The following is a 20657-nucleotide window of genomic DNA, read 5'->3' as shown; positions in this document are numbered from 1 at the left end:
TTCAGGCCCGCTGGGCCGACATGGATGGAGTTGCCACGCGAGGTCTGTGTGCGCGACGGCTCGGCCAGGCAGTTCGCTGCCGGACAGGAAATCTTGACCGGGGCCCGCTCGCAGAGGTTTAAGGTTTCTGCCAGGCCGCTGCGCGTGGCTTGCAGGCAGGTCACCGCGGGGCAAAAAGATCGAACATGCAGCGCCCGTCACCCTCAAACCCTCTAGAGCAACGCACCGAGGGACGAGGCATGACCCAGCGAGTACCCGATCCGACCCAGGCACCCGACTTGCCGGGCGAGCCCCCTCCTCTCGGCCAGCCCCACGAACCCGACAACGATGCGCTACCGGACAAGCCACAGCCCGACCCCGTTTGAGCTGGCTTGAACCGGTGGCCCGTCACATCAGGCAGGAGTGAACAAATGGTCGCCTTCGAACCGCAATCGCAACCCGAACGACAGGGCCCGGCACCTCAGAACGTCAGAGGCTGGGAGCGCCTGCTGTCCATCGGCGGAGGATTGCTGCTGGCCACGCTCGGTGCGAGCAAACACGGCGAGCGTGGCCGGCGTCAGTTGAGCGTGGGTGGCCTGTTGCTGTTGCGCGGGCTGAGCGGGCATTGCAGCGTGAAAAGCGCGGTGGACGACCCGCTGGCTGAAATCCGCTACCTGCGCGCCCGTGTACAGCGCCTTCAGGAGCTGGTGCTGATGGCCGAGGAAGTCGCCGATCGCACCCGCGCCACGCCAGTCCCGCCCGTGCCGCCAGTACCGGTCACGCCGGCGCCGGCAGACCTGGGCACACCGATTGCCGACGAATTCGCCAGCCGCGAGCAGAGCCGTTAACGCGCATTGCCATACCGCATTTTTACGCATCAACAGGTGTAGTCATATGGATAACGACAGCAAAGAACGCCCGCACAAGCGCCCTGCCAAGGTCATTTCCGGGCATTGGCAGCAAGATGCCCAGGAACAGCTGCGCGCGCGCATCCAGGCCGAGCAGTCCCATACCGATGAGCTGGAAGCCCTGGCCAACATCGCCCGCTCCACCATCGCCGACCTGGAAAATCCCGATGCCGTTGCCTCGCCGGATCGCTTGCGCGAAGCCGCGCGCCAGCTCGCCGCTCTTCGCGATGCCTTGAACAACTACAGTGGTCACGCCGTGCACAGCGTCGACCGCTTCGCCCGCAAGCACCCGCTATGGTTAGCGGCCGGCGGCCTGGCGGTGGGCATTCTGGTGAGTCGCCTGTTGCGCAAGCGCCGCAGCCGCGCTGATGACTACTACCATGGAGGGACGCTGCGATGAACGACGATCTTCGGCAACCGCCACTGGAGCCCTCGCTGCTCGGCCTGCTACGCCAGCTGACGCGAGAGGTGCAGACGCTGTTCACCAAGGAACTGGCGCTGGCCAAGGTCGAGCTCAATGCTTCGCTGCAGGCCACCAAGACCGGCATCGCCGCCGTCGCGGGCGGTGCCATCGTGCTGCTGTGCGGCGTACTGATGCTGCTGCTGGCCGCCGTCTACGGCCTCAGCGAAGTGATGCCGCCCTGGGCAGCCGCGCTGATCGTCGGAATCGTGGTGATCGTGATCGGCCTGATCATGCTCAAGGTCGGGCAGCAGAAATTCGCCCCTTCCCAACTCACTCCCGAACGCACCCTGGATTCCTTGCAGAAAGACAAGGAAGCGGTGCAGAGGCAAATGTCATGAGTACCCACAGCAGCATCGCCGCCGAATCGCTCAAGTCCCCGGACGTGCTCGAACAGGAAATCGACCAGCAGCGCAGCCGTATCGATGCACTTATCGATGATGTGGAGGCACGCCTGACACCGCAACGGCTGATCGACCAGGCCCTGGCCTATGGCCGTGACAGTGGCGGCCTGGAAATGGCCGAACGTCTGGGGCAGACCCTCAAGGCCAATCCGGTACCCGTTGCCATGACCGCCATCGGCCTGGCCTGGCTGGCCGTCGAGCAGACGCGCCGACACACGCCGAAGGCGCCCGAGCCGGACTTGCCGCAGGATCACGAATCCCTGGCCGATGCCCTGCACAGTGCCAAACAGTCGCTGGAACAAAGCACTCAGGCCGCGCGCCGCAAACTGCACGACCTCGCCGATGGCGCCAGCGCTGCGACCGAGCAGGTCAAGCAGAGCGCCAACGCCGTGGGCCAGGCCGTGCATCGCCACCCGTGGGCCTTTGCGGCTGCCGGTTTGGCGGCAGGCGCCTTGGTGGGGCTGCTGGGCACGGGTCGCCGGCACTCGCCAGAAGAAGAGCTGCCGCGGGAAAGCTACGTGGTGCCGGATATCGAAGCCGGCTTCGATGAACTGGCCGATGTGCCGGATGACGAGCCGCCTTTTCGCCCCGGTGCGATCTGACGCCGGGTAAAAGGCGAAACGCAGAGACGAAAAAAGCGCCCTAGGGCGCTTTCTTGCGTTGCTTCCGGGTGTTCAGTGGGCCCTGGAAGCGATATATGGCGCAGCGGACGGGACTCGAACCCGCGACCCCCGGCGTGACAGGCCGGTATTCTAACCGACTGAACTACCGCTGCGCATACCTCGATTGGTGGGTGATGACGGGATCGAACCGCCGACCCTCTGCTTGTAAGGCAGATGCTCTCCCGGCTGAGCTAATCACCCTTCACTCTCGAAGTGGGGCGCATTCTAGAGAGCACCCTGCCCCTTGGCAACCCCCTTTGCGAAAAAAATTTATTGGCGATCCAAAGGCTTAGCAATCGCCACCATTTGGCGGGGCAAATCGCATGACGACTCGATACGGGGTTGGCCTAATCCACCAGCGGAAGGAATAATGCGCCCTCGCGCGGGTCTGATCGTCGCGCGGCGTGATTCCCTGTCCGCCGCCAGACTGCCCATGCGCTGCCCGAGGCAGCGGCCATGCGCCCGAATTGAAGATTTCCTGCGCGCCGCGGCGCGCACCCGTTAACTGGAGACAACCCGCTCATGTGGTTTCGCAACCTGCTGGTCTACCGCCTCACCCAGGACGTCGACTTCGATACCGAAAAACTGGAAACCGCACTGGCCGCCAAGCCGGCCCGCCCCTGCGCCAGCCAGGAACTGGCGACCTATGGCTTCGTCGCCCCGTTCGGCAAGGGCGAGGACGCACCACTGGTGCATGAAAGCCAGGGCTTTCTGCTGATCTCCGCTCGCAAGGAAGAGCGCATTCTGCCCGGCAGCGTGGTCAAGGACGCCGTGAAGGAGAAGGTCGACGAGATCGAAAGCGAGCAGATGCGCAAGGTCTACAAGAAGGAGCGCGAGCAGATCAAGGACGAGATCGTCCAGGCCTTCCTGCCCCGCGCCTTCATTCGCAAGTCCGCGACCTTCGCCGCCATCGCTCCGGCCCAGGGCCTGATCATCGTCAACGCCTCGAGCCCCAAGCGCGCCGAAGACCTGCTGTCGACCCTGCGCGAAGCCATCGGCTCGCTGCCGGTGCGCCCGCTGACCGTGAAGATCGCCCCGAGCGCGACCATGACCGACTGGGTCAAGGCCCAGCAGGCCGCTGCCGACTTCCATGTGCTGGACGAGTGCGAGCTGCGCGACACCCACGAAGATGGCGGCATCGTGCGTTGCAAGCGCCAGGACCTGACCGGCGAAGAAGTGCAGCTGCACATGAGCTCCGGCAAGCAGGTGACCCAACTGTCCCTGGCCTGGCAGGACAAGCTGTCCTTCGTGCTCGATGACAAGTTGGTGGTCAAGCGCCTGAAATTCGAGGACCTGCTGCAGGAGCAGGCCGAGCAGGATGGCGGCGACGACGACCTGAGCCAGCAGGACGCCAGCTTCACGCTGATGATGCTGACCCTGATCGAGTTCCTGCCGGCACTGTTTGAAGCCCTGGGTGGCGAAGACACTCCGCAAGGTCTCTGAGTTGGCCCTGCAAGGTGGGTCGGAGGGCGTATCCGGCGTTTTCTCCATCCACCTTGCTATTCTTGCCCGCCTGCAGCGCCCTCTCCCGCGCCTGCACACCCAACAATAACTGACCGCCAGCTAGCGCTCCGCCCCGGAGCCTGCCACCGCTCTTTAGGGAAACCCTGCCATGTCTGCCTTGATCGCCCTCAGCCGCTTCGTCGGCAACACCTTCGCCATCTGGGTTCTGCTGTTCGCCGTGCTGGCGTTCCTGATCCCAGGCGCTTTCGTGCCGCTGACGGCGTTTATCGTGCCGCTGCTCGGGCTGATCATGTTCGGCATGGGGTTGACCCTGAAAGCCGAGGATTTCCGCGAAGTGGTGCGCCATCCGCTGCGCGTGGCAATCGGTGTACTGGCCCAGTTCATCATCATGCCGTGCCTGGCCTGGCTGCTCTGCAAGCTGTTCGCCCTGCCGCCGGAAGTGGCCGTCGGGGTGATCCTGGTGGGCTGCTGCCCGGGCGGTACCGCCTCGAACGTCATCACCTGGTTCGCCAAAGGCGATGTGGCGCTGTCGGTCGGCATCACCGCGGTCACCACGCTGCTGGCGCCGCTGGTTACCCCGGCGCTGATCTGGCTGCTGGCCTCCGAATGGCTGCCGGTGTCGTTCTGGGCGATGTTCACTTCGATCCTGCAGATGGTGCTGCTACCGATCATCCTCGGCCTGGTCGCCCAGCGCCTGTTGGGTGAGCGGGTCAAGCTGGCGGTGGACGTGCTGCCGCTGATCTCGGTGGTGTCCATCGTCGCCATCGTCGCCGCAGTGGTGGCGGCCAGCCAGGCCAAGATCGCCGAATCGGGCCTGCTGATCATGGCGGTGGTGATGCTGCACAACGGTCTCGGCCTGGCCATGGGTTACGCCGCCGGACGTTTCTTCGGCATGCCGCTGGCGCAGCGCAAGACGCTGTCCATCGAGGTCGGCATGCAGAACTCCGGCCTCGGTGCGGCACTGGCCAACGCCCACTTCTCGCCATTGGCAGCGGTACCCAGCGCGCTGTTCAGCGTCTGGCACAACCTTTCGGGGCCGCTGCTGGCAACCTTCCTGCGCCGCATGAAAGATGATCGCGATCAGTGAGCGGGCTTAGCCGTAACCGCCATTTGGTGGGCTAAAGCCCACCCTACAGCGCTGGAGTTGATGCCACCCATCTCGATAGGTCAACGAAGCCTGTGGGAACGGGCCATGCCCGTGACTTCTCACCCATGCGCCAGGCGTCCCACCCGATGATGGCCTATCGAAAGTCACTACCAAGCTGACTTGCCCAGACGATCGCATCATGCACAATAGCGGTGCACGCCGGGGACGACCCTGGATTTCAGTGCCTGACTGCCGGGGACGACCCCACCGCCATCCGTGAGGGTCATATGTCTTGGATCATTCTTTTTTTAGCCGGCCTGTTCGAGGTCGGCTGGGCCGTCGGCCTGAAGTACACCGACGGTTTCACCCGCCCTCTGCCTACCGTGCTGACCATCGCCGCGATGCTGGTCAGCCTCGGCCTGCTCGGCCTGGCCATGAAGGAATTGCCGTTGGGTACCGCTTACGCCATCTGGACGGGCGTGGGCGCCGTCGGCACGGTGATCGCCGGGATCATCTTGTTCGGTGAGTCCATGGCGCTGATCCGCCTGGCCAGCGTGGCGTTGATCATCTGCGGGCTGATCGGTCTGAAGATGAGCCACGGCTGATATGACAGAGCCCGCCGATTGGCGGGCTCTTTGTTCAGGTAGCTGGAATCAACCCTGGGTATCGCTTCGCTCAACCCAGGCTACCCATCCCGTAGCCCGGGTCGAGCGCAGCGACACCCGGGTGTTGATCTTAAGCTCTAGCGATTATTCCCACGCAACGCCTTCACCTCGGCCTGCAGCACCTGCCGCGTCGCTGCCGCGGCGTCGATGGGCGAACCGGCGGTTAGCTCGATCCGCGACCAGAAGCGGCGGAACAGGCCCTTGCGCGGGTCACGGCTGAAGAAGCTGCCCCACAGCCCGCCCAGCGCCATGGGAATCACCGGCACCGGGTTGTCCTGCAGGATGCGCTCCACGCCCGCCTTGAACTCGTCGATCTCGCCGTCGGCGGTCAGCTTGCCCTCGGGAAAGATGCACACCAGCTCGCCGTCGCGCAGGTATTCGCCGATGCGCTTGAACGCCGCATCGAACACCAGCAGGTCTTCGCTGCGCCCGGCGATCGGCACCGTACCGGCGGTGCGGAAGATGAAGTTGAGCACCGGCAGGTTGTAGATCTTGTAGTACATGACGAAGCGCACCGGGCGACGCACCGCACCACCGATCAGCAGCGCATCGACGAACGACACGTGGTTGCACACCAGCACCGCCGGCCCCTCGTCCGGAATCGAGTCAAGGCCCTTGTGCGACACCCGGTACATGGAGTGGCCGAGCATCCAGATCAGGAAGCGCATGGTGAATTCGGGGACGATCTTGAAGATGTAACTGTTGACCGCCACATTCATCAGCGAAATGACCAGGAACAGCTGGGGGATCGACAGCCCGGCGACGCTCAGGAACAGGATCGACACCACTGCCGAGACGACCATGAACGCCGCATTGAGAATGTTGTTGGCGGCGATCACCCGGGCCCGCTCGTTCTCGGCGGTACGTGACTGGATCAACGCATACAGCGGCACGATGTAGAAGCCGCCGAACACGCCAATGCCGAGGATCGAGGCCATTACCAACCAGGCGTGGCCGAAGCCCAGCAGCGCCAGCCAGTCGTAGGGCTGCGCCGCCTCGGGAATGCCACCCGAGGCGGCCCAGAGCAGGATGCCGAACACCGTCAGGCCGATGGAGCCGAACGGCACCAGGCCGATTTCCACCTTGCGCCCGCTCATGCGCTCGCAAAGCATGGAGCCCAGCGCGATGCCCACCGAAAACACGGTGAGAATCAGGGTGACCACGCTCTCGTCACCGTGCAGCCACTCCTTGGAGTAGGCCGGGATCTGGGTCAGGTACACCGCGCCGAGAAACCAGAACCACGAGTTGCCGACCAGCGAGCGCGACACCGCCTTGGGTTGCGTCAGCCCCATGCGCAGGGTCAGCCAGGTTTGCCGGAAGATGTTCCAGTCCAACGCCAGATCCGGCAGCGCAGCAGCCGCAGCGGGAATGCCGCGGGCCGATAGATAGCCGAGCAGCGCCACCAGCACCACCGAGACGGCGACGATCACGCTGTAGTGAACACTGGTAAGCATGATGCCGGCGCCGATGGTGCCGGCCAGAATGGCCAGAAAGGTGCCCATCTCCACCAGTGCGTTACCGCCCACCAACTCCTCGGGTTTGAGCGCCTGGGGCAGGATCGAGTACTTCACCGGGCCGAACAGCGCCGATTGCAGGCCCATGGTGAACAGCACGCCGAGCATCAACGGCAGGCTGCCGAGCAGCACGCCGGCAGCACCGGCCAGCATGATGAATATCTCGAAGAACTTCAGCCGGCGGATCAGCAGGTCTTTGGCGAATTTCTCGCCGAACTGGCCACCAAGCGCGGAAAACAGGAAGAACGGCAGGATGAACAGCATGGCCGCGACATTGACCAGCAGATCGCGGTCGGTATCCAGGGCCAGCTTGAAGAGGATCGCCAGGATCAACGACTGCTTGAAGATGTTGTCGTTGAAGGCGCTGAGCAGCTGCGTGATGAAGAACGGCAGGAAGCGCCGGCTTTTCAGCAGCGCGAATTGCGATGGCTGACTCATCGATACCTTTCCCTTTACGGATTCGATGAGCATTGGACTGCAACGGCTCGAGCAAAGCCACAGCCGCGCGCATTTTTATCGACGCGTGCGCCTTTTCAGTTGAACAGCGGGTTGCCACGCAGGCGCGCCACGGCCAGGTCGACGAAGGCACGCACCTTGGCCGGCGCCTGACGGCCCTCGGGGTACAGCACGTGGATCGGCAGCGGTGGCTCCTCGAAGCCTTCGAGCACGACCTGCAGCGCGCCCTCCTGCAGCGCCTGACCGACCTGATAGTGCAGCACCCGGGTCAGCCCCCAGCCGGCCCTGGCCGTGGCGATCGCCGACTCGTTGGTGTTGCATTGCAGCACCGGGTCGACCAGCACTCGCTGGCCCTCGGCGAAGCGCCATTCCGGCGAAGCCCAGGCGCTCTGCGACACGGCGATGCGATGGTGTTTCAAATCGGCGGGCGTGGTCGGTACGCCGTATTTCTCCAGGTAACACGGCGCCGCGCAGATCACCCGGCGTACCGCGCCGACCTGGATGGCGGTAAAGCCCGAATCCGCCAGGTGTCCGATACGAACCGCCACGTCGATGCCCTCGTCGAGGATATTCACCGGCCGGTCGACGAAAAAGGTGCGCGCGTGCATGCCCGGGTAGGCATCCAGGTAATCGAGCACCAGGGGCAGCACGTGCAGGTGGCCGAACATCGACGCAGCGGTCACCGCCAGGGTGCCGGACGGTTCGGCGTAATGCCCGGCTGCGGCCAGTTCCGCCTCGGCGATATCGGCGAGAATGCGCCGACAATCCTGCAGGTAGCGGCTGCCGGCATCGGTGGTCTTCACCGAACGCGTGGTGCGCACCAGCAGCCGCGCGCCGATCAGGTCCTCGAGGCCGGCGACGATGCGCGTCACCGCCGGCGCGCTCATGTGCATCTGCCGCGCGGTACTGGCGAAGCTGCCCGTCTCCGCGACCTTCACGAATACCCGCATCGCCTGCCAACGATCCATCCACCCGCTCCTCTGCTTTAAGCGTTGGCTGCGCTGGTGGCGCAGCCCAGCGAGTATGCCGTATCCGCGCACCCTGAGCGGCAATGCGACTCAGGCTGCATGGTCGAGCGCCCACATAGGAACGCGGGCGCCATCACCCTACCGGCCATCCGCAATCATGCAGGAGAGGCTTCAGCTTCGAGCTCTTGTGCGCCCAGGCCGGCCAAATTCGAGCCTGAAGGCCCTCCCACAAAAGCTGCGCGGGACTGCCACAGATTCGCTCGCTGCGCCGCTCAGAGCGCCAGTTCGAGGCGCTCGTCACTGGCGCCTTGCGGCTGCGCCGGTACAGCACAGCAGATCAGCACTTCATCGTCGCCGTGGGGCGCGCTGGGTTCTTTCAGGTAGCTCACCGCGCCCTTCACCAGGCGCGTCTTGCAGGTGCCGCAAGAGCCTTCGCGGCAACTGAACTCCGGCTCCAGGCCTCTAGCCTCGGCCAGTTCCAGCAAGGTGCCGGAGCCCGGTGTCCAGCGCCCCTCCTTCAGCGACTCGGTAAATAGTACCGGCACCGCCTCGGTGGCCGGCGGAGCCGTCACGGCGGCCGCCGCCGGCTGATCGGGGCGACGCACCAGGGACGCCGGCCCGAAGCCTTCGGCATGGATGCGCCCATCGGCGATGTTGTAGCCGCGCAGGCCGTCGTACAGCCCCTGGGTGAAGGCCGGCGGCCCGCACAGGTAGAAGGCGTAATCGTCGAAGGCCAGATAACGGGTCAGCAGCGCCATGTCGATGCGCCCGGCGGTGTCGTAATCGACACCCGGCTCGGCGCCGCTGGTGTCGCTCAGCACCCGCACCAGCCTGACCGCGCCCTGGGCGGCGGCCACCAGATCGCCGAGTTCGCTGTCGAAGGCGCGCTCGGCCTTCGACCGCGCAGCGTAGAACAGCGTAACCGGGCGGATCTGCCGCCGGCGCCAGCCTTCGTAGACCACATGGCGCAGCATCGCCAGCATCGGCGTGATGCCGATGCCACCGGCCAGCAGCACCAGCGGGCGCTCCTCCTGCGCATCGAGGGTGAATGCCCCGGCCGGCGCGCGGGCGTCGATCAGGTCGCCCTCGCGCAACCCGTCATGGATGAATTGCGACACCCGCCCCTCGCGCTTGACGCTGATCCGGTAGATGCCGTCGGACGGCGCCACCGACAGGGTGTAGGTACGAATCTGCGGCTTCTCGCCCGCGGCCACTTGCAGCCGAATCGGCAGATGCTGGCCGGCCAGGTGCGGCAACACCCCGGCACCGTCGACCGGCTCCAGGTGCAGGGAACGGATCGACCGGCTTTCCTCAACGATGCGCGCAATCCTCATTGGCCGCCACTGCGTGGCGTACTGGGCGACGCGCAGCTGATCGGCGGCCTGTTGCCAGTTGCCGGTGAGCAGCGAGCTGTCCGCCCAGCCGTCCTCGCGCAGCGCCCAGCGCAGGGCCATGGCAGCCGGGCGCCGCACGATACGCCGGGGACGGAAGGTCCACAGCCGCTCGGCGCCCTGAAAGGCGCCGATTTCCGGGGATTCGAAGATGACCTCGGCGTCGCCGCTCAGTTGCAGTACGTCGCCCGTGGCGAAATCCACGAACAGCAGACCGGCCTTGCCGTTGAGCACCATGTTGCCGAGGGTGGAAAAGAACAGGTTGCCGTTGAAGTCCGGGATGGTCAGGGTGCCGTCGGCATCGATGCGCACGAAGCCGGTGTTGCCGCCACGGTGCGAGACGTCCACCTGGCGCTGCCCGTCGACATCGGCATAGGTCGCCACGAAAAAGGTATCGGCGCCTTCGATCACTGCCCGCGCCGCGGCATCCAGCGCCGGCAACTGCTCGACGGTAGCGGCGAACGGCGCCGCCGGATCACGGGCGAAGGTGAAATCGCGCTGCTGGATATAGCGTGGGCAGTTGCCGAAGCTCTGCTCGACCGCCACCCGCAGGCCCTTGCCACCCGCCGCCACCACGCCGTTCATGCGGTTACGCCTTCGGCTGTGCAGTTCGATGCCCAGGAGGCCCAGCGCAGCGCCCTCGCCCATGCCTTGGGCGATAGGGTCGTAGGCCTGGGACCGAGCGGCAATGTCAAGCGTGCTGGGCGTCGGCGAGGCCATGAAACCGGCCTGGCCCTCGAGCACGCCGGCCCAGGCATCGCCCTGCCCATCCACGCTGCCCAGCACGATGAACGGCAGCTGGGCGTAGAAATCCCGGTGCTGGTCGGGCATGAAGTCGCGCACCACGCGTTTGCCGACCGCATCCATTCGTTCGGCGACGCCGAGCTTTTCCTGAATGAATGTTTCACCCGAATGCCAGGGTGTGAGCGTTTTGGCGAGATCGGTCATGGCGGTTCTCCCGGAGGCGGTGGCGCACAGGCTCAATCGTTGGCGGTCAGCCCGGCAGGCGCCTGGGGTATGGCCACGAAGCCGGGCAGCGCCTCAATGCGCGCCAGGAAGGCCCGGACCTGCTCGTAGGCCGACAGGTCGACGTTGCCCTCCGGCGCCCGCGCCAGGTAGCTATACAGCGCCACGTCGGCGATGGTCGGGTGGTCGGCGGCCAGCCACTGGCGACCGCTCAGGTGGCGCTCCAGGCGGGCGAGCAGCACGTGGGCGCGGGCGATCACTTCCTTGGCATTGAAGTCGGCACCGAACACCGTGATCAGGCGCGCGGCGCACGGGCCGTAAGCCAGTTCGCCGGCGGCCACGGACAACCAACGCTGCACCGCCGCCGCACCAGCGGGATCTTCCGGCAGCCAGTCGGTGCGCCCGGTCTTCTTGGCCAGGTAAACGAGAATGGCATTGGAGTCGGCGACCACCACGCCGTCATCTTCCAGCACCGGCACCTGGCCGAAGGGGTTGAGCGCGAGAAATTCAGGCTGCTTGTTGGCTCCGCCGGCCAGGTCGACCTCGACCAATTCGGGCTTCAGGCCCAGCAGCGAAGCGAACAGAACGGCGCGGTGGGCATGGCCGGACAGGGGGACGTGATGGATTTTCATGGGTCGGCTCCTGGTTGACGGTGGGCCGGGAGAAGTCCCGAGCCGTGCAACCAGCTTGCGACCGCAGCGCGTTTTGAGGAATACGCGTTGTCGGCATTACTTTATTGCGATAAGTGGAACAATCCGATTCCGCGTCAGATCGGCAGTTGCCCCAGCGCCCAGCGCAGCGCGAAGAAGATCAGCAATCCGCCGCCGATGGTCGCCAGCAGATGGCGCGTCACCACGGCGATGACGATGGTCGCCAGGCCCGCCAGCAGATAGGCGTTGTCCCAGCTTACGGCCCAATTGCGCCCGTCCGGCAGGAGCATGGCCGGCACCACGATGGCGGTGAGCACCGCGGTCGGCACGTAATGCAGGGCTTGGCGCACCGCCTGGGGAAAGCGCAGGTCGGGAAAGGCGAACAGGCTGTAACGCGTGGCGAAGGTGATCGCCAGCATGCCGAGGATCAGAATCCAGTTTTCCATCAGCAAAGCTCCTCCTGCAGCGGCTGTTGGCAACGCTCCAGCGCCACGCCGATCACGATGCCGGCAAAAGCAGCGGCCATCAGCCCGAGTTTGTACGGCAGGTCGTGAAAGATCAGCGCCGTCACGGCTGCCACCAGCGCCGCAGCGATCTGCGGGCGATTGCGCAGGATCGGCACGACGATGCCGACGAAGGTGGCGATCATCGCGAAATCCAGCCCCCAGGCGGCGAGGTTCGGCACCGCCTGGCCGAACAGCAGGCCAATCAGCGTGCAGCCGATCCAGTTGCCGTACATGGCCAGACCGGCGCCAAGAAAGTACCAATGCTTGTTTGGCGAGTCGTCGCGCTGGGCGTAGCGCTGCTGCACCACGGCAAACGCCTCGTCGGTCAGCCAGAACGCCAGCGGGATGCGCCAGCGCTTGGGCAGGTGGCGCACGAAGGGCTGCAGGGTGGCGCTGTACAGCGCATGGCGCAGGTTGACCACCAGGGTGGTCAGCCACAGCACCGCCAGGGTGGCGCCGCCGGTCAGCAGGCTGACGGCGATGAACTGCGCCGAGCCGGCGAACACCAGCACCGACATGCCGATGGTCTGCCAGGCATCGAGTCCGGCGGCGCCGGCCAGGCTGCCATAGATGATGCCGAACGGCATGGCGCCGAGCAGCATCGGCAGCATGTCGCGCAGGCCCTGGAAGAATTCTTGGTATCGGGACATCGGCTTATCGCTTGGCTGAAAAGATCGCCTGCGGGCGATCAGGAGCGCATCAGGCTAGCCCAGCCTGCTCTGGCTGTCTTGAACGATCTTGCGCAGTCGTACAGCAGGTAGCCTGGGTTGAGCGCAGCGATACCCAGGATGTGGCAACCAGCAACCTGCTCTCTCCCAATCAGTGTCGATAGGCAAAAACAGCTTCAGCGTAGTACCTGTGGGAGCGCGCCATGCGCGCGAAAAATCGCGGGCATGGACTAGGCGTCCCCGCCCGATCCCACAGGTGTAATTCGCAGGGAAAGCTGCGGCTGCGCTCAACCGCAGGCTAGGGGCTGCGATGGCAAGCCTTGCGGTATTCACCGGGCCCCACGCCATACACCTGCTTGAACTGTCGCGTCAGGTGGCTTTGGTCGGCGAAGCCCAGTTGCAGCGCCACGCTCAGCGGTGCACAGCCGTCACGCAGCAGCGCCCGCGCCTGCTCCAACCGGCGTTGCTGCAGCCAGGCATGGGGCGGCAGGCCGGTGGCGCGGCGAAACACCCGGGCGAAATGGAACGGCGAGAGGTTCACCGCGGCCGCCAGTTCCTCCAGCGATGGCGGCTCGCCCAGGCGCGCGGCCAGCAGCTCCTTGGCCAGGCTCACCGCCCGCGGTTCCAGACCGGCGACGGCTGCCTGCCTGACCCCGGCATGACGCTGGAACAGCATCAGCAGCGTCTCGCGCCATGCCGTCTGCTGGTGCAGCACATTGGCATCGCTGTCGAGCAGGCGGTGCAACTGACCGAAGGCCCGATGCAGTTCGACGTCCTGCAGCACGCTGGCGGCGAACGACGGCAGGCCGCGGTGCGCCAGGCCCAGCTCGTCGAGCACGCCATTGACCTGGGCCGGCGCCGGGTAGAAGGCGCGGTACAACCAACCCTGCTCATGGGCCGACGAGCCGGTGTGCACTTCATCCGGGTTGATCAGCACCATGCTGCCGACCGGCGCCAGGTGATCGGCACCGCGGTGGCGAAAGCGCTGGGCACCGTGCTCGATCACGGTGAACACGAAACCTTCGTGTACGTGCGGGGTGAAGCGCTGCCTGATGTAGCGCGCCTGCAGCAGCTCCACACCGGCCAGCGCGGGGCTTTCCCAGAAGCGGATGCGCTCGCCGGTGGGCATGGCTCACACGCCGAAGCGTGCCTCCAGCCCGGCCTTGACCACCGGCCATTCCTGGTCGGTGATGCTGTACAGCACGGTGTCATCGAGGCGCCCGTCGGCCAGGCGGCGATGATTGCGCAGCAGGCCCTCGCGAACTGCGCCGAGCTTTTCGATGGCGCGCTGGGAGCGCAGGTTGCTGGCCGCGGTTTTCAGCTGCACGCGCACCATCTGCCAGCTCTCGAAGGCGTGGCGCAGCATCAGGTACTTGACCATGTTATTGAGGCCCGTGCCGTGCTGGGCGGCGTCCAGCCAGGTCCAGCCGATTTCCACGGCCGGCAGGGTGGGCATGAAGTCAGCGAACCGCGTAGTGCCGACCACCTGATCGGCGAGGCGAATCACGAAGGGCAAGGCGCGCTCCTCGCGCTGCTCCTGCAAAGCCAGGCGGTACCAGTCCAGGCGCTGGGTGCCGCTCATGTAGAGCAGTTCCTCGCGATTGGCTTCAGCCAGGCTGACCAGCGCCGGAATATCGCCATCGAGCAACGGTTCGATGCGCAGGGCACCGCGCTGCAGGGTGATCAATTGCGGCTTGAACATCTATTTTCTCCAGGTACGACGCTGCCAGGCCGCTCATTTTCTCACCGAAAAAACCGCCTGTCTGCCTAAAAACCACCAACCACAGGGTGCCGCAAACGCCGAGCCACGCCTCTGCGACCTTGGTCGCGCCTGACGTTGCGCCGCTTTGCTGCGACACTACGCAGGCGTGCCAGGGTACGCTCGCACCATTGCCCTTCTGTTTCGTGGAGTCTGCATGTCGCTGTCCAGTTGGCTTATCGCTGCAGTCGCCCTGCTCTACATGGCCGTGCTGTTCGCCATCGCCTTCTACGGTGACCGCCGTCGCAAGCCACTGCCGCCGAAAGTCCGCGCCTGGGTCTACTCGCTGTCCCTGGCTGTCTATTGCACCAGCTGGACCTTCTTCGGCGCCGTCGGTCAGGCCGCCGAACAACTGTGGTCGTTCCTGCCCATCTACCTTGGGCCGATGCTGCTGTTGCTGTTCGCCCCCTGGGTGATCGAAAAGATGGTGCTGATCAGCAAGCAGGAAAACATCACCTCGATCGCCGACTTCATCGCCGCGCGCTACGGCAAGTCACAGTCCCTGGCCATCGTCGTCGCGCTGATCTGCCTGGTCGGCGTGCTGCCCTACATCGCCCTGCAGCTCAAGGGCATCGTGCTCGGCGTGAACCTCTTGATCGGCTCGGAAACCGACCCTGACGGCACCCGCGCCCAGGACACTGCGCTGATCGTCTCGGTGATCCTGGCGCTGTTCACCATCCTGTTCGGCACTCGCAACCTGGACGTCACCGAGCATCACCGCGGCATGGTGCTGGCCATCGCCTTCGAATCGCTGGTCAAGCTGCTGGCATTCATCGCTGTCGGCGCCTTCGTCACCTACGGGCTGTTCAATGGCTTTGGCGACCTGTTCAGCCAGGCGCAGCGCAGCGTCGAGCTGGAGGCATACTGGGCCGAGGCGGTGAACTGGCCGGCGATGCTGGTGCAGACCGGCATGGCGATGATCGCCATCGTCTGCTTGCCGCGGCAGTTCCACGTCACCGTGGTGGAAAACACCGACCCGCGCGACCTGGGCCTGGCGCGCTGGGTGTTCCCGTTATACCTGCTGCTGGCCGCGCTGTTCGTGATTCCCATCGCCCTGGCCGGGCAGATGCTGCTGCCGGGCGGGGTGAGCCCGGACTCCTTCGTGATCAGTCTGCCGCTCGCCGAAGCCCACCCTACCCTGGCCCTGCTGGCCTTTATCGGCGGCGCCTCAGCGGCCACCGGCATGGTGATCGTCGCCTCGGTGGCGCTGTCGACGATGATCTCCAATGACATGCTGCTGCCCTGGCTGCTGCACCGCAAAAGCACCGAGCGGCCGTTCGAGGCGTTCCGCCACTGGATGCTCACGGCACGAAGGGTCAGCATCGTGCTGATTCTGCTGCTCGCCTACGTGTGCTACCGCCTGCTCGGCACCAACGCCAGCCTGGCGACCATCGGGCAGATTTCCTTCGCCGCCATCGGTCAACTGGCGCCGGCCATGTTCGGCGCCCTGGTTTGGAAGCAGGCCAACCGCCGCGGCGTGTTCGCTGGGCTGATCACCGGCGCCGCGCTGTGGGTCTACACCCTGGTGCTGCCGGTTCTGGCGCGCAGCCTGGGCTGGCCGCTGGATATCTTCCCGGGCCTGCGCACCCTGCTCTACGCGCCGATCGGCATCGAGGTGGACGCCCTGACCCGCGGTGTGGTGCTGTCGCTGGCCGGCAACCTGACGCTGTTCGCCTGGGTGTCGTTCTTCTCGCGCACCCGGGTGTCGGAGCACTGGCAGGCCGGGCGTTTCGTCAACCACGAGTTTGGCCACAAGCAGGGCGGACGTAGCGCTTTGGCCGTACAGGTCAACGACCTGCTGATGCTCGCCGGCCGCTTCGTCGGCGAGGAGCGCGCGCTGGAGAGCTTCAGCCAGTTTGCCCGTCGCCAGGGCAAGGCCTTCAACTCGGCGCAACCGGCCAACAGCGAATGGATCGCCCACACCGAACGCTTGCTCGCCGGCGTGCTCGGCGCCTCGTCGACCCGCGCGGTGGTCAAGGCGGCCATCGAAGGCCGCGACATGCAGGTCGAAGACGTGGTGCGCATCGTCGACGAAGCCAGCGAGGTGCTGCAGTTCAACCGCGCCCTGCTGCAGGGCGCCATCGAGAACATCAGCCAGGGCATCAGCGTGGTCGACCAGTCCCTGCGTCTGGTGGCCTGGAACCAGCGCTACCTGGAAATCTTCGAGTACCCGGACGGGCTGATCTGCGTTGGCCGGCCGATCGCCGAGATCATCCGCTTCAACGCCGAGCGCGGCATGCTCGGCAGCGCCGATGTCGAGGAGAGCGTCGCCAAGCGCCTGTACTGGATGCGCCAGGGCACCGCCCACAGCTACGAGCGGGTGTTTCCCAATGGGCGGGTGATCGAGCTGATCGGCAACCCCATGCCCGGCGGCGGTTTCGTCATGAGCTTCACCGACATCACCGAATTCCGCGAAGCCGAGCGCGCCCTCAAGGCCGCCAACGAAGGCCTCGAACAGCGCGTCGCCGAGCGCACCCATGAACTGTCGCAACTGAACAAGGCGCTGACCGCCGCCACTGGCGTGGCCGAAGCGGCCAATGCCTCGAAGACCCGCTTTCTCGCCGCGGTCAGCCATGATTTGATGCAACCGCTGAACGCCGCCCGGCTGTTCTCCGCCGCCCTCTCCCACCAGGAAGAAGCGCTGCCCCACGAGGCTCAGGAGCTGGTGCGCCACTTGGACAGCTCGCTGCGCTCGGCCGAGGACCTGATTAGCGACCTGCTGGACATCTCGCGCCTGGAGAACGGCCGCATCACCCCGGACCGCAATGCCTTCGCCCTCAACAGCTTGTTTGACACCCTGGGCGCCGAATTCCGCGTGCTGGCCGCCGAGCATGGCGTGGATTTCCACATGCAGGGCAGCAAACTGCGGGTAGACAGCGACAGCAAGCTGCTGCGCCGCGTGCTGCAGAACTTCCTCACCAACGCCTTCCGCTACGCCAAGGGCCGCGTGCTGCTCGGCGTGCGCCGCCAGGGTGCGAATTTGCGGCTAGAGGTCTGGGATCGCGGGCCGGGCATTCCCGAAGACAAACGGCAGACCATCTTCGAGGAATTCAAACGCCTGGACAGCCATCAGACCCGCGCCGAAAAAGGCCTGGGCCTGGGCCTGGCGATCGCCGACGGGCTGTGCCGGGTGCTCGGCCACAGCCTGGAAGTGCGCTCCTGGCCCGGCAAAGGCAGCGTGTTCAGCGTCACCGTGCCGATCGCTCGCAGCCAGACCGCGACGCCGCAGCGGGCGCGCACCGAAGGCACCGGCCAGCTGCTGACCGGCACCCAGGTGCTGTGCATCGACAACGAGGAAAGCATTCTGACCGGCATGCACAGCCTGCTGTCGCGCTGGGGCTGCCAGGTCTGGTCGGCGCGCACCCGCGCCGAATGCGAGCAGCTGCTCGACGAGGACGTACGCCCGCACCTGGCCCTGGTCGACTATCACCTGGACGAAGGAGACACCGGCACCGAGCTGATGGCCTGGCTACGCACCCGCCTGGGCGAACCGGTGCCCGGCGTGGTGATCAGCGCCGACGGCCGCCCCGAACTGATCGCCCAGGTGCACGCCGCCGGCCTGGATTTTCTGCCCAAGCCGGTGAAGCCAGCGGCGCTGCGGGCGTTGATCAGCCGGCATTTGCCGCTGCAGTAGAACGGCCGGACAGCGATGCACTAACGGTGGGAACAGACGGGGCGCCCGCGTCCACCGAGCTCGTAGCCGGATCTTGCAAAGCCGCGCATTTCCTGCGAAAAACGCGGCCTTCTGCACTCTCGGAACCCCAGCAATGAGCGACGAACTCCATATCGAAGATATCCACCCGGGCGATGGCAAGGCGGTGGTCAAGGGCGCGCTGATCACCACCCAGTACCGCGGCTGGTTGGAGGACGGCACCGAGTTCGACTCGTCCTATTCGCGCGGCAAGCCGTTCCAGTGCGTGATCGGCACTGGGCGCGTGATCAAGGGTTGGGATCAGGGTCTGATAGGAATGCAGGTCGGCGGCAAGCGCCGGTTGTTCGTGCCTGCGCATCTGGCCTATGGCGAACGCTCGATGGGCACGATCACGCCGAATTCCAACCTGAGTTTCGAAATCGAGCTGCTGGAAGTGCTGACGCGGGACGACTGAACCTGCACATCAGCGCTCGGCTCAATCCGGCTCCAACTCATCCAGAGGTAGGCCGGCCGCACGTTCGAGCAGCTCGGGGGGCAGGCTCTTGCTGGCCCGCGCGCCGAGCAGCTTGATGTTTTCAGCGCGACTGATGAGGTTGCCGCGGCCGTCCACCAGCTTGTTGCGCGCGCCGGAGTAGGCCTTGTCGAGCTGCTGCAGGCGCATGCCCACTTCGTCCAGATCCTGGATGAAGGCCACGAACTTGTCGTACAGCGCCCCTGCCCGCTCGGCGATTTCCCGAGCGTTCTGGCTCTGCCGTTCCTGGCGCCACAGGCTGTCGATCACCCGCAGGGTCGCCAGCAGCGTCGTCGGGCTGACGATCACGATGTGCTGGTCGAAGGCTTCCTGGAACAGCCCCGGGTCAGCCTGCAAAGCCGCTGCGAATGCGGCCTCGATCGGCACGAAAAGCAGCACGAAATCCAGGCTGTGCAGCCCGTCGAGGTGCTGGTAGTCCTTGAGCGACAGGCCCTTGAGGTGGCTGCGCAGCGAAAGTACATGCTGTTTCAGCGCCGCCTGCCGCGCCGCTTCCTCGCTGGCCGACACGTACTGCTGATAAGCGGTGAGGCTGACCTTGGCATCGACCACTACCTGCTTGTCGCCCGGCAGCTGGATCAGCACGTCCGGCTGAAAACGCTCGCCCTCGGCACTCTTCAGGCTGACCTGGGTGTGGTACTCGCGGCCCTTCTGCAGGCCGGCATGTTCGAGCACCCGCTCGAGCACCAGCTCGCCCCAGTTGCCCTGGGTCTTCTGGCCCTTGAGCGCCTGGGTGAGGTTCATCGCCTCCTCGCTCAGGCGCTGGTTGAGGCCCTGCAAGCGCTCCAGCTCCTTGCCCAGAGAAAAGCGTTCGCGGGCCTCCTGCTGGTAGCTCTCCTCGACGCGCTTCTCGAAGGCCTGGATGCGCTCCTTGAGCGGGTCGAGCAGTTGCCCCAGGCGCTGCTGGCTGGTCTCCGAGAAACGTTGCTCGCGCTCGTCGAAGATCTTGCCGGCCAGCTCGGCGAACTGCGCGCGCAGGGCATCGCGGGCGCCCTGCAGATCCTCGAGGCGCTGCTGATGGTTTTCCTGCTGCTCGTGCAGTTCGGCGGCCAACCCGGCCCGCTCGCTGTCCAGGCGGCGCAGCTCGGCTTCCTGACGTTCGCGCAGGGCCTGCGCGCCCTCGAGCTGCTCGCGGGCCAGCTGCAGGTCGTTCTGCAGCAAGTGGGTTTCGCGGCGCAGGGCGGCCAGTTCGGCCTGCTGATCAGCCTTGATTTCGAGGATCTCGGCAAGCTCGTCGCGGCAGTTGTCCAGCTGCGCGCTGAGGCCGGCCTGGGCGAGCTGCGCTGCATTCATGCGCTCCTGAGCGAGTCCCGCCTGCAGGCGCATCTCCTCGGCCTGACGCAAGGCGGCGGCCATGCGCAGCCATAATGGAACAGCGGCCAGCAGCGCGCCGACCAGAACGGCTGGCAACAGGGTCAGGAGATCGAAAGGCATAAAGGCATCCAGGCGAGACTGCCGAGCAGTATAACCGCGCGGGCGACTTGACAGCGGTTACAAGCGCTGCAGCAAATCCCGCGCCTCGTCATGCCCCTGCAGCGCTGCCAGCTCCAGCCAATGCCGGGCCTGCTCGGGCTCAAGAGTCCGCGGTTGGCAATACAGGCGGCCCAGCTCCAACTGCGCGCGCCCATCACCGGCACGCGCTGCCTGGCGCAGCAGCTCGATACCGATGCGCCGGTCGCGGGTATTGCCGCACTCGCGGCAGAGCATCTGGCCCAGTCGACTTTGCGCCTGAACCACACCCTGACGCGCAGGTTGCTTGAGCAGACGGCCGGCGATGCGTTTCACGCTGGGGGCTTCAGCCAGCCTCGGACTGTCGAGCAGCCAGGTGGCGACACGAACGGGAACCTGGGTACGCACTGGAAGGGTGTGGAATTGGCTGCGGGGTAAAACGCGGGGCATAAGACTAAAGCAGGGGTTCGGAACAGGCGCGCCACTCTACTCTTTTTTATTCACAGGTAAAGCCCTGGCC

At 65.6% G+C, this 20657-nt stretch carries 19 protein-coding genes and 2 tRNA genes; 9 read left to right on the top strand and 12 right to left on the bottom strand.

Annotated features, from left to right (window positions below; genetic code table 11):
* Positions 1-410: 410 nt before the first annotated feature.
* Genes PVA39_RS19850 through PVA39_RS19835 form a run of 4 tightly spaced genes read left to right on the top strand, consistent with a single transcriptional unit; the run spans position 411 to position 2353 of the window.
* A complete protein-coding gene (locus PVA39_RS19850) occupies positions 411-827 on the top strand; it encodes a YgaP-like transmembrane domain (RefSeq protein WP_274125508.1) in 417 nt (138 codons plus the stop codon).
* Between the two features lie 46 nt (positions 828-873).
* Positions 874-1287, top strand: a complete 414-nt coding sequence (locus PVA39_RS19845) for a hypothetical protein (protein ID WP_274125506.1) — start codon at positions 874-876, stop codon at positions 1285-1287.
* On the top strand, positions 1284-1688 hold the full coding sequence (locus tag PVA39_RS19840) for a phage holin family protein (RefSeq protein WP_274125504.1): 405 nt from the start codon (positions 1284-1286) through the stop codon (positions 1686-1688). The genes PVA39_RS19845 and PVA39_RS19840 overlap by 4 nt, the downstream gene beginning before the upstream one ends.
* Positions 1685-2353, top strand: coding sequence for a DUF3618 domain-containing protein (locus PVA39_RS19835; RefSeq protein ID WP_274125502.1), 669 nt, complete (start codon positions 1685-1687; stop codon positions 2351-2353). The genes PVA39_RS19840 and PVA39_RS19835 overlap by 4 nt, the downstream gene beginning before the upstream one ends.
* A gap of 96 nt (positions 2354-2449) precedes the next feature.
* On the opposite strand, the gene PVA39_RS19830 is transcribed toward PVA39_RS19835, so the two are convergent.
* Both PVA39_RS19830 and PVA39_RS19825 read right to left on the bottom strand, forming a co-directional pair.
* Positions 2450-2526: transfer RNA gene (locus tag PVA39_RS19830), tRNA-Asp, on the bottom strand.
* Between the two features lie 12 nt (positions 2527-2538).
* Positions 2539-2614 (bottom strand) — tRNA-Val (locus PVA39_RS19825).
* A 321-nt stretch (positions 2615-2935) separates the two neighbouring features.
* Here PVA39_RS19825 and rdgC point away from each other — a divergent pair.
* The 3 genes from rdgC (at position 2936) to sugE (ending at position 5569) form a co-directional block, all read left to right on the top strand.
* Positions 2936-3856 carry a recombination-associated protein RdgC gene (gene rdgC / locus PVA39_RS19820; RefSeq protein WP_274125501.1) on the top strand — a complete coding sequence of 307 codons (921 nt, stop codon included), beginning with the start codon at positions 2936-2938 and terminating at the stop codon, positions 3854-3856.
* A gap of 169 nt (positions 3857-4025) precedes the next feature.
* The gene (locus PVA39_RS19815; protein WP_274125500.1) at positions 4026-4964 is read left to right on the top strand and encodes a bile acid:sodium symporter family protein; all 939 of its coding nucleotides are present in this window, start codon (positions 4026-4028) and stop codon (positions 4962-4964) included.
* A 287-nt stretch (positions 4965-5251) separates the two neighbouring features.
* Positions 5252-5569 carry a quaternary ammonium compound efflux SMR transporter SugE gene (sugE, locus tag PVA39_RS19810; RefSeq protein WP_274125499.1) on the top strand — a complete coding sequence of 106 codons (318 nt, stop codon included), beginning with the start codon at positions 5252-5254 and terminating at the stop codon, positions 5567-5569.
* Positions 5570-5706: 137 nt separating this feature from the next.
* Here sugE and PVA39_RS19805 read toward each other — a convergent pair whose 3' ends face one another.
* The 8 genes from PVA39_RS19805 to PVA39_RS19770 all read right to left on the bottom strand — a co-directional run bounded on the left by PVA39_RS19805 (position 5707) and on the right by PVA39_RS19770 (position 14450).
* Positions 5707-7581 (bottom strand): MFS transporter, encoded by a 1875-nt coding sequence (locus PVA39_RS19805; protein WP_274125498.1) that lies wholly within the window; start codon positions 7579-7581, stop codon positions 5707-5709.
* 95 nt (positions 7582-7676) lie between these two features.
* Positions 7677-8567: a LysR family transcriptional regulator gene (locus PVA39_RS19800; RefSeq protein WP_218549788.1), complete on the bottom strand. Its 891-nt coding sequence runs from the start codon at positions 8565-8567 to the stop codon at positions 7677-7679.
* A gap of 272 nt (positions 8568-8839) precedes the next feature.
* Entirely contained in the window at positions 8840-10906 is a 2067-nt protein-coding gene (locus tag PVA39_RS19795) for a 2Fe-2S iron-sulfur cluster-binding protein (RefSeq protein ID WP_274125496.1), read from the bottom strand.
* A gap of 32 nt (positions 10907-10938) precedes the next feature.
* A complete protein-coding gene (locus tag PVA39_RS19790; protein ID WP_274125494.1) occupies positions 10939-11556 on the bottom strand; it encodes a glutathione S-transferase family protein in 618 nt (205 codons plus the stop codon).
* A gap of 134 nt (positions 11557-11690) precedes the next feature.
* Positions 11691-12020, bottom strand: coding sequence for an AzlD domain-containing protein (locus PVA39_RS19785; protein WP_274125493.1), 330 nt, complete (start codon positions 12018-12020; stop codon positions 11691-11693).
* On the bottom strand, positions 12020-12730 hold the full coding sequence (locus PVA39_RS19780) for an AzlC family ABC transporter permease (protein ID WP_274125492.1): 711 nt from the start codon (positions 12728-12730) through the stop codon (positions 12020-12022). Before PVA39_RS19780 ends, PVA39_RS19785 begins: the two co-directional genes overlap by 1 nt.
* Before the next feature lie 316 nt (positions 12731-13046).
* Positions 13047-13877 carry a helix-turn-helix transcriptional regulator gene (locus tag PVA39_RS19775; protein WP_274125491.1) on the bottom strand — a complete coding sequence of 277 codons (831 nt, stop codon included), beginning with the start codon at positions 13875-13877 and terminating at the stop codon, positions 13047-13049.
* A 3-nt stretch (positions 13878-13880) separates the two neighbouring features.
* On the bottom strand, positions 13881-14450 hold the full coding sequence (locus tag PVA39_RS19770) for a GNAT family N-acetyltransferase (RefSeq protein WP_274125490.1): 570 nt from the start codon (positions 14448-14450) through the stop codon (positions 13881-13883).
* A gap of 214 nt (positions 14451-14664) precedes the next feature.
* Here PVA39_RS19770 and PVA39_RS19765 point away from each other — a divergent pair, with 214 nt between their 5' ends.
* Positions 14665-18141 carry a hybrid sensor histidine kinase/response regulator gene (locus PVA39_RS19765; RefSeq protein WP_274125489.1) on the top strand — a complete coding sequence of 1159 codons (3477 nt, stop codon included), beginning with the start codon at positions 14665-14667 and terminating at the stop codon, positions 18139-18141.
* A gap of 133 nt (positions 18142-18274) precedes the next feature.
* Entirely contained in the window at positions 18275-18613 is a 339-nt protein-coding gene (locus tag PVA39_RS19760) for an FKBP-type peptidyl-prolyl cis-trans isomerase (protein WP_274125488.1), read from the top strand.
* A 21-nt stretch (positions 18614-18634) separates the two neighbouring features.
* Here PVA39_RS19760 and rmuC read toward each other — a convergent pair whose 3' ends face one another.
* Complete coding sequence (gene rmuC / locus PVA39_RS19755; RefSeq protein WP_274125487.1) at positions 18635-20122, bottom strand: DNA recombination protein RmuC; 1488 nt, start codon at positions 20120-20122, stop codon at positions 18635-18637.
* Positions 20123-20179: 57 nt separating this feature from the next.
* Positions 20180-20587: a tetratricopeptide repeat protein gene (locus tag PVA39_RS19750; protein ID WP_274125486.1), complete on the bottom strand. Its 408-nt coding sequence runs from the start codon at positions 20585-20587 to the stop codon at positions 20180-20182.
* Between the last annotated feature and the right edge of the window lie 70 nt (positions 20588-20657).

Source organism: Pseudomonas sp. CNPSo 3701 (genome assembly GCF_028674975.1).
Taxonomy (GTDB): Bacteria; Pseudomonadota; Gammaproteobacteria; order Pseudomonadales; family Pseudomonadaceae; genus Aquipseudomonas; species Aquipseudomonas straminea.
Note: the sequence above shows the minus strand (reverse complement) of the source record. Positions and strands in the feature narration are given on the sequence as shown.

Bases quoted from the DNA above. Each gene is read 5' to 3' on its own strand.
- PVA39_RS19850 (WP_274125508.1), top strand. From the start codon at position 411: ATGGTCGCCTTCGAACCGCAATCGCAACCCGAACGACAGGGCCCGGCA.
- PVA39_RS19845 (WP_274125506.1), top strand. From the start codon at position 874: ATGGATAACGACAGCAAAGAACGCCCGCACAAGCGCCCTGCCAAGGTC.
- PVA39_RS19840 (WP_274125504.1), top strand. From the start codon at position 1,284: ATGAACGACGATCTTCGGCAACCGCCACTGGAGCCCTCGCTGCTCGGC.
- PVA39_RS19835 (WP_274125502.1), top strand. From the start codon at position 1,685: ATGAGTACCCACAGCAGCATCGCCGCCGAATCGCTCAAGTCCCCGGAC.
- rdgC (WP_274125501.1), top strand. From the start codon at position 2,936: ATGTGGTTTCGCAACCTGCTGGTCTACCGCCTCACCCAGGACGTCGAC.
- PVA39_RS19815 (WP_274125500.1), top strand. From the start codon at position 4,026: ATGTCTGCCTTGATCGCCCTCAGCCGCTTCGTCGGCAACACCTTCGCC.
- sugE (WP_274125499.1), top strand. From the start codon at position 5,252: ATGTCTTGGATCATTCTTTTTTTAGCCGGCCTGTTCGAGGTCGGCTGG.
- PVA39_RS19805 (WP_274125498.1), bottom strand. From the start codon at position 7,581: ATGAGTCAGCCATCGCAATTCGCGCTGCTGAAAAGCCGGCGCTTCCTG.
- PVA39_RS19800 (WP_218549788.1), bottom strand. From the start codon at position 8,567: ATGGATCGTTGGCAGGCGATGCGGGTATTCGTGAAGGTCGCGGAGACG.
- PVA39_RS19795 (WP_274125496.1), bottom strand. From the start codon at position 10,906: ATGACCGATCTCGCCAAAACGCTCACACCCTGGCATTCGGGTGAAACA.
- PVA39_RS19790 (WP_274125494.1), bottom strand. From the start codon at position 11,556: ATGAAAATCCATCACGTCCCCCTGTCCGGCCATGCCCACCGCGCCGTT.
- PVA39_RS19785 (WP_274125493.1), bottom strand. From the start codon at position 12,020: ATGGAAAACTGGATTCTGATCCTCGGCATGCTGGCGATCACCTTCGCC.
- PVA39_RS19780 (WP_274125492.1), bottom strand. From the start codon at position 12,730: ATGTCCCGATACCAAGAATTCTTCCAGGGCCTGCGCGACATGCTGCCG.
- PVA39_RS19775 (WP_274125491.1), bottom strand. From the start codon at position 13,877: ATGCCCACCGGCGAGCGCATCCGCTTCTGGGAAAGCCCCGCGCTGGCC.
- PVA39_RS19770 (WP_274125490.1), bottom strand. From the start codon at position 14,450: ATGTTCAAGCCGCAATTGATCACCCTGCAGCGCGGTGCCCTGCGCATC.
- PVA39_RS19765 (WP_274125489.1), top strand. From the start codon at position 14,665: ATGTCGCTGTCCAGTTGGCTTATCGCTGCAGTCGCCCTGCTCTACATG.
- PVA39_RS19760 (WP_274125488.1), top strand. From the start codon at position 18,275: ATGAGCGACGAACTCCATATCGAAGATATCCACCCGGGCGATGGCAAG.
- rmuC (WP_274125487.1), bottom strand. From the start codon at position 20,122: ATGCCTTTCGATCTCCTGACCCTGTTGCCAGCCGTTCTGGTCGGCGCG.
- PVA39_RS19750 (WP_274125486.1), bottom strand. From the start codon at position 20,587: ATGCCCCGCGTTTTACCCCGCAGCCAATTCCACACCCTTCCAGTGCGT.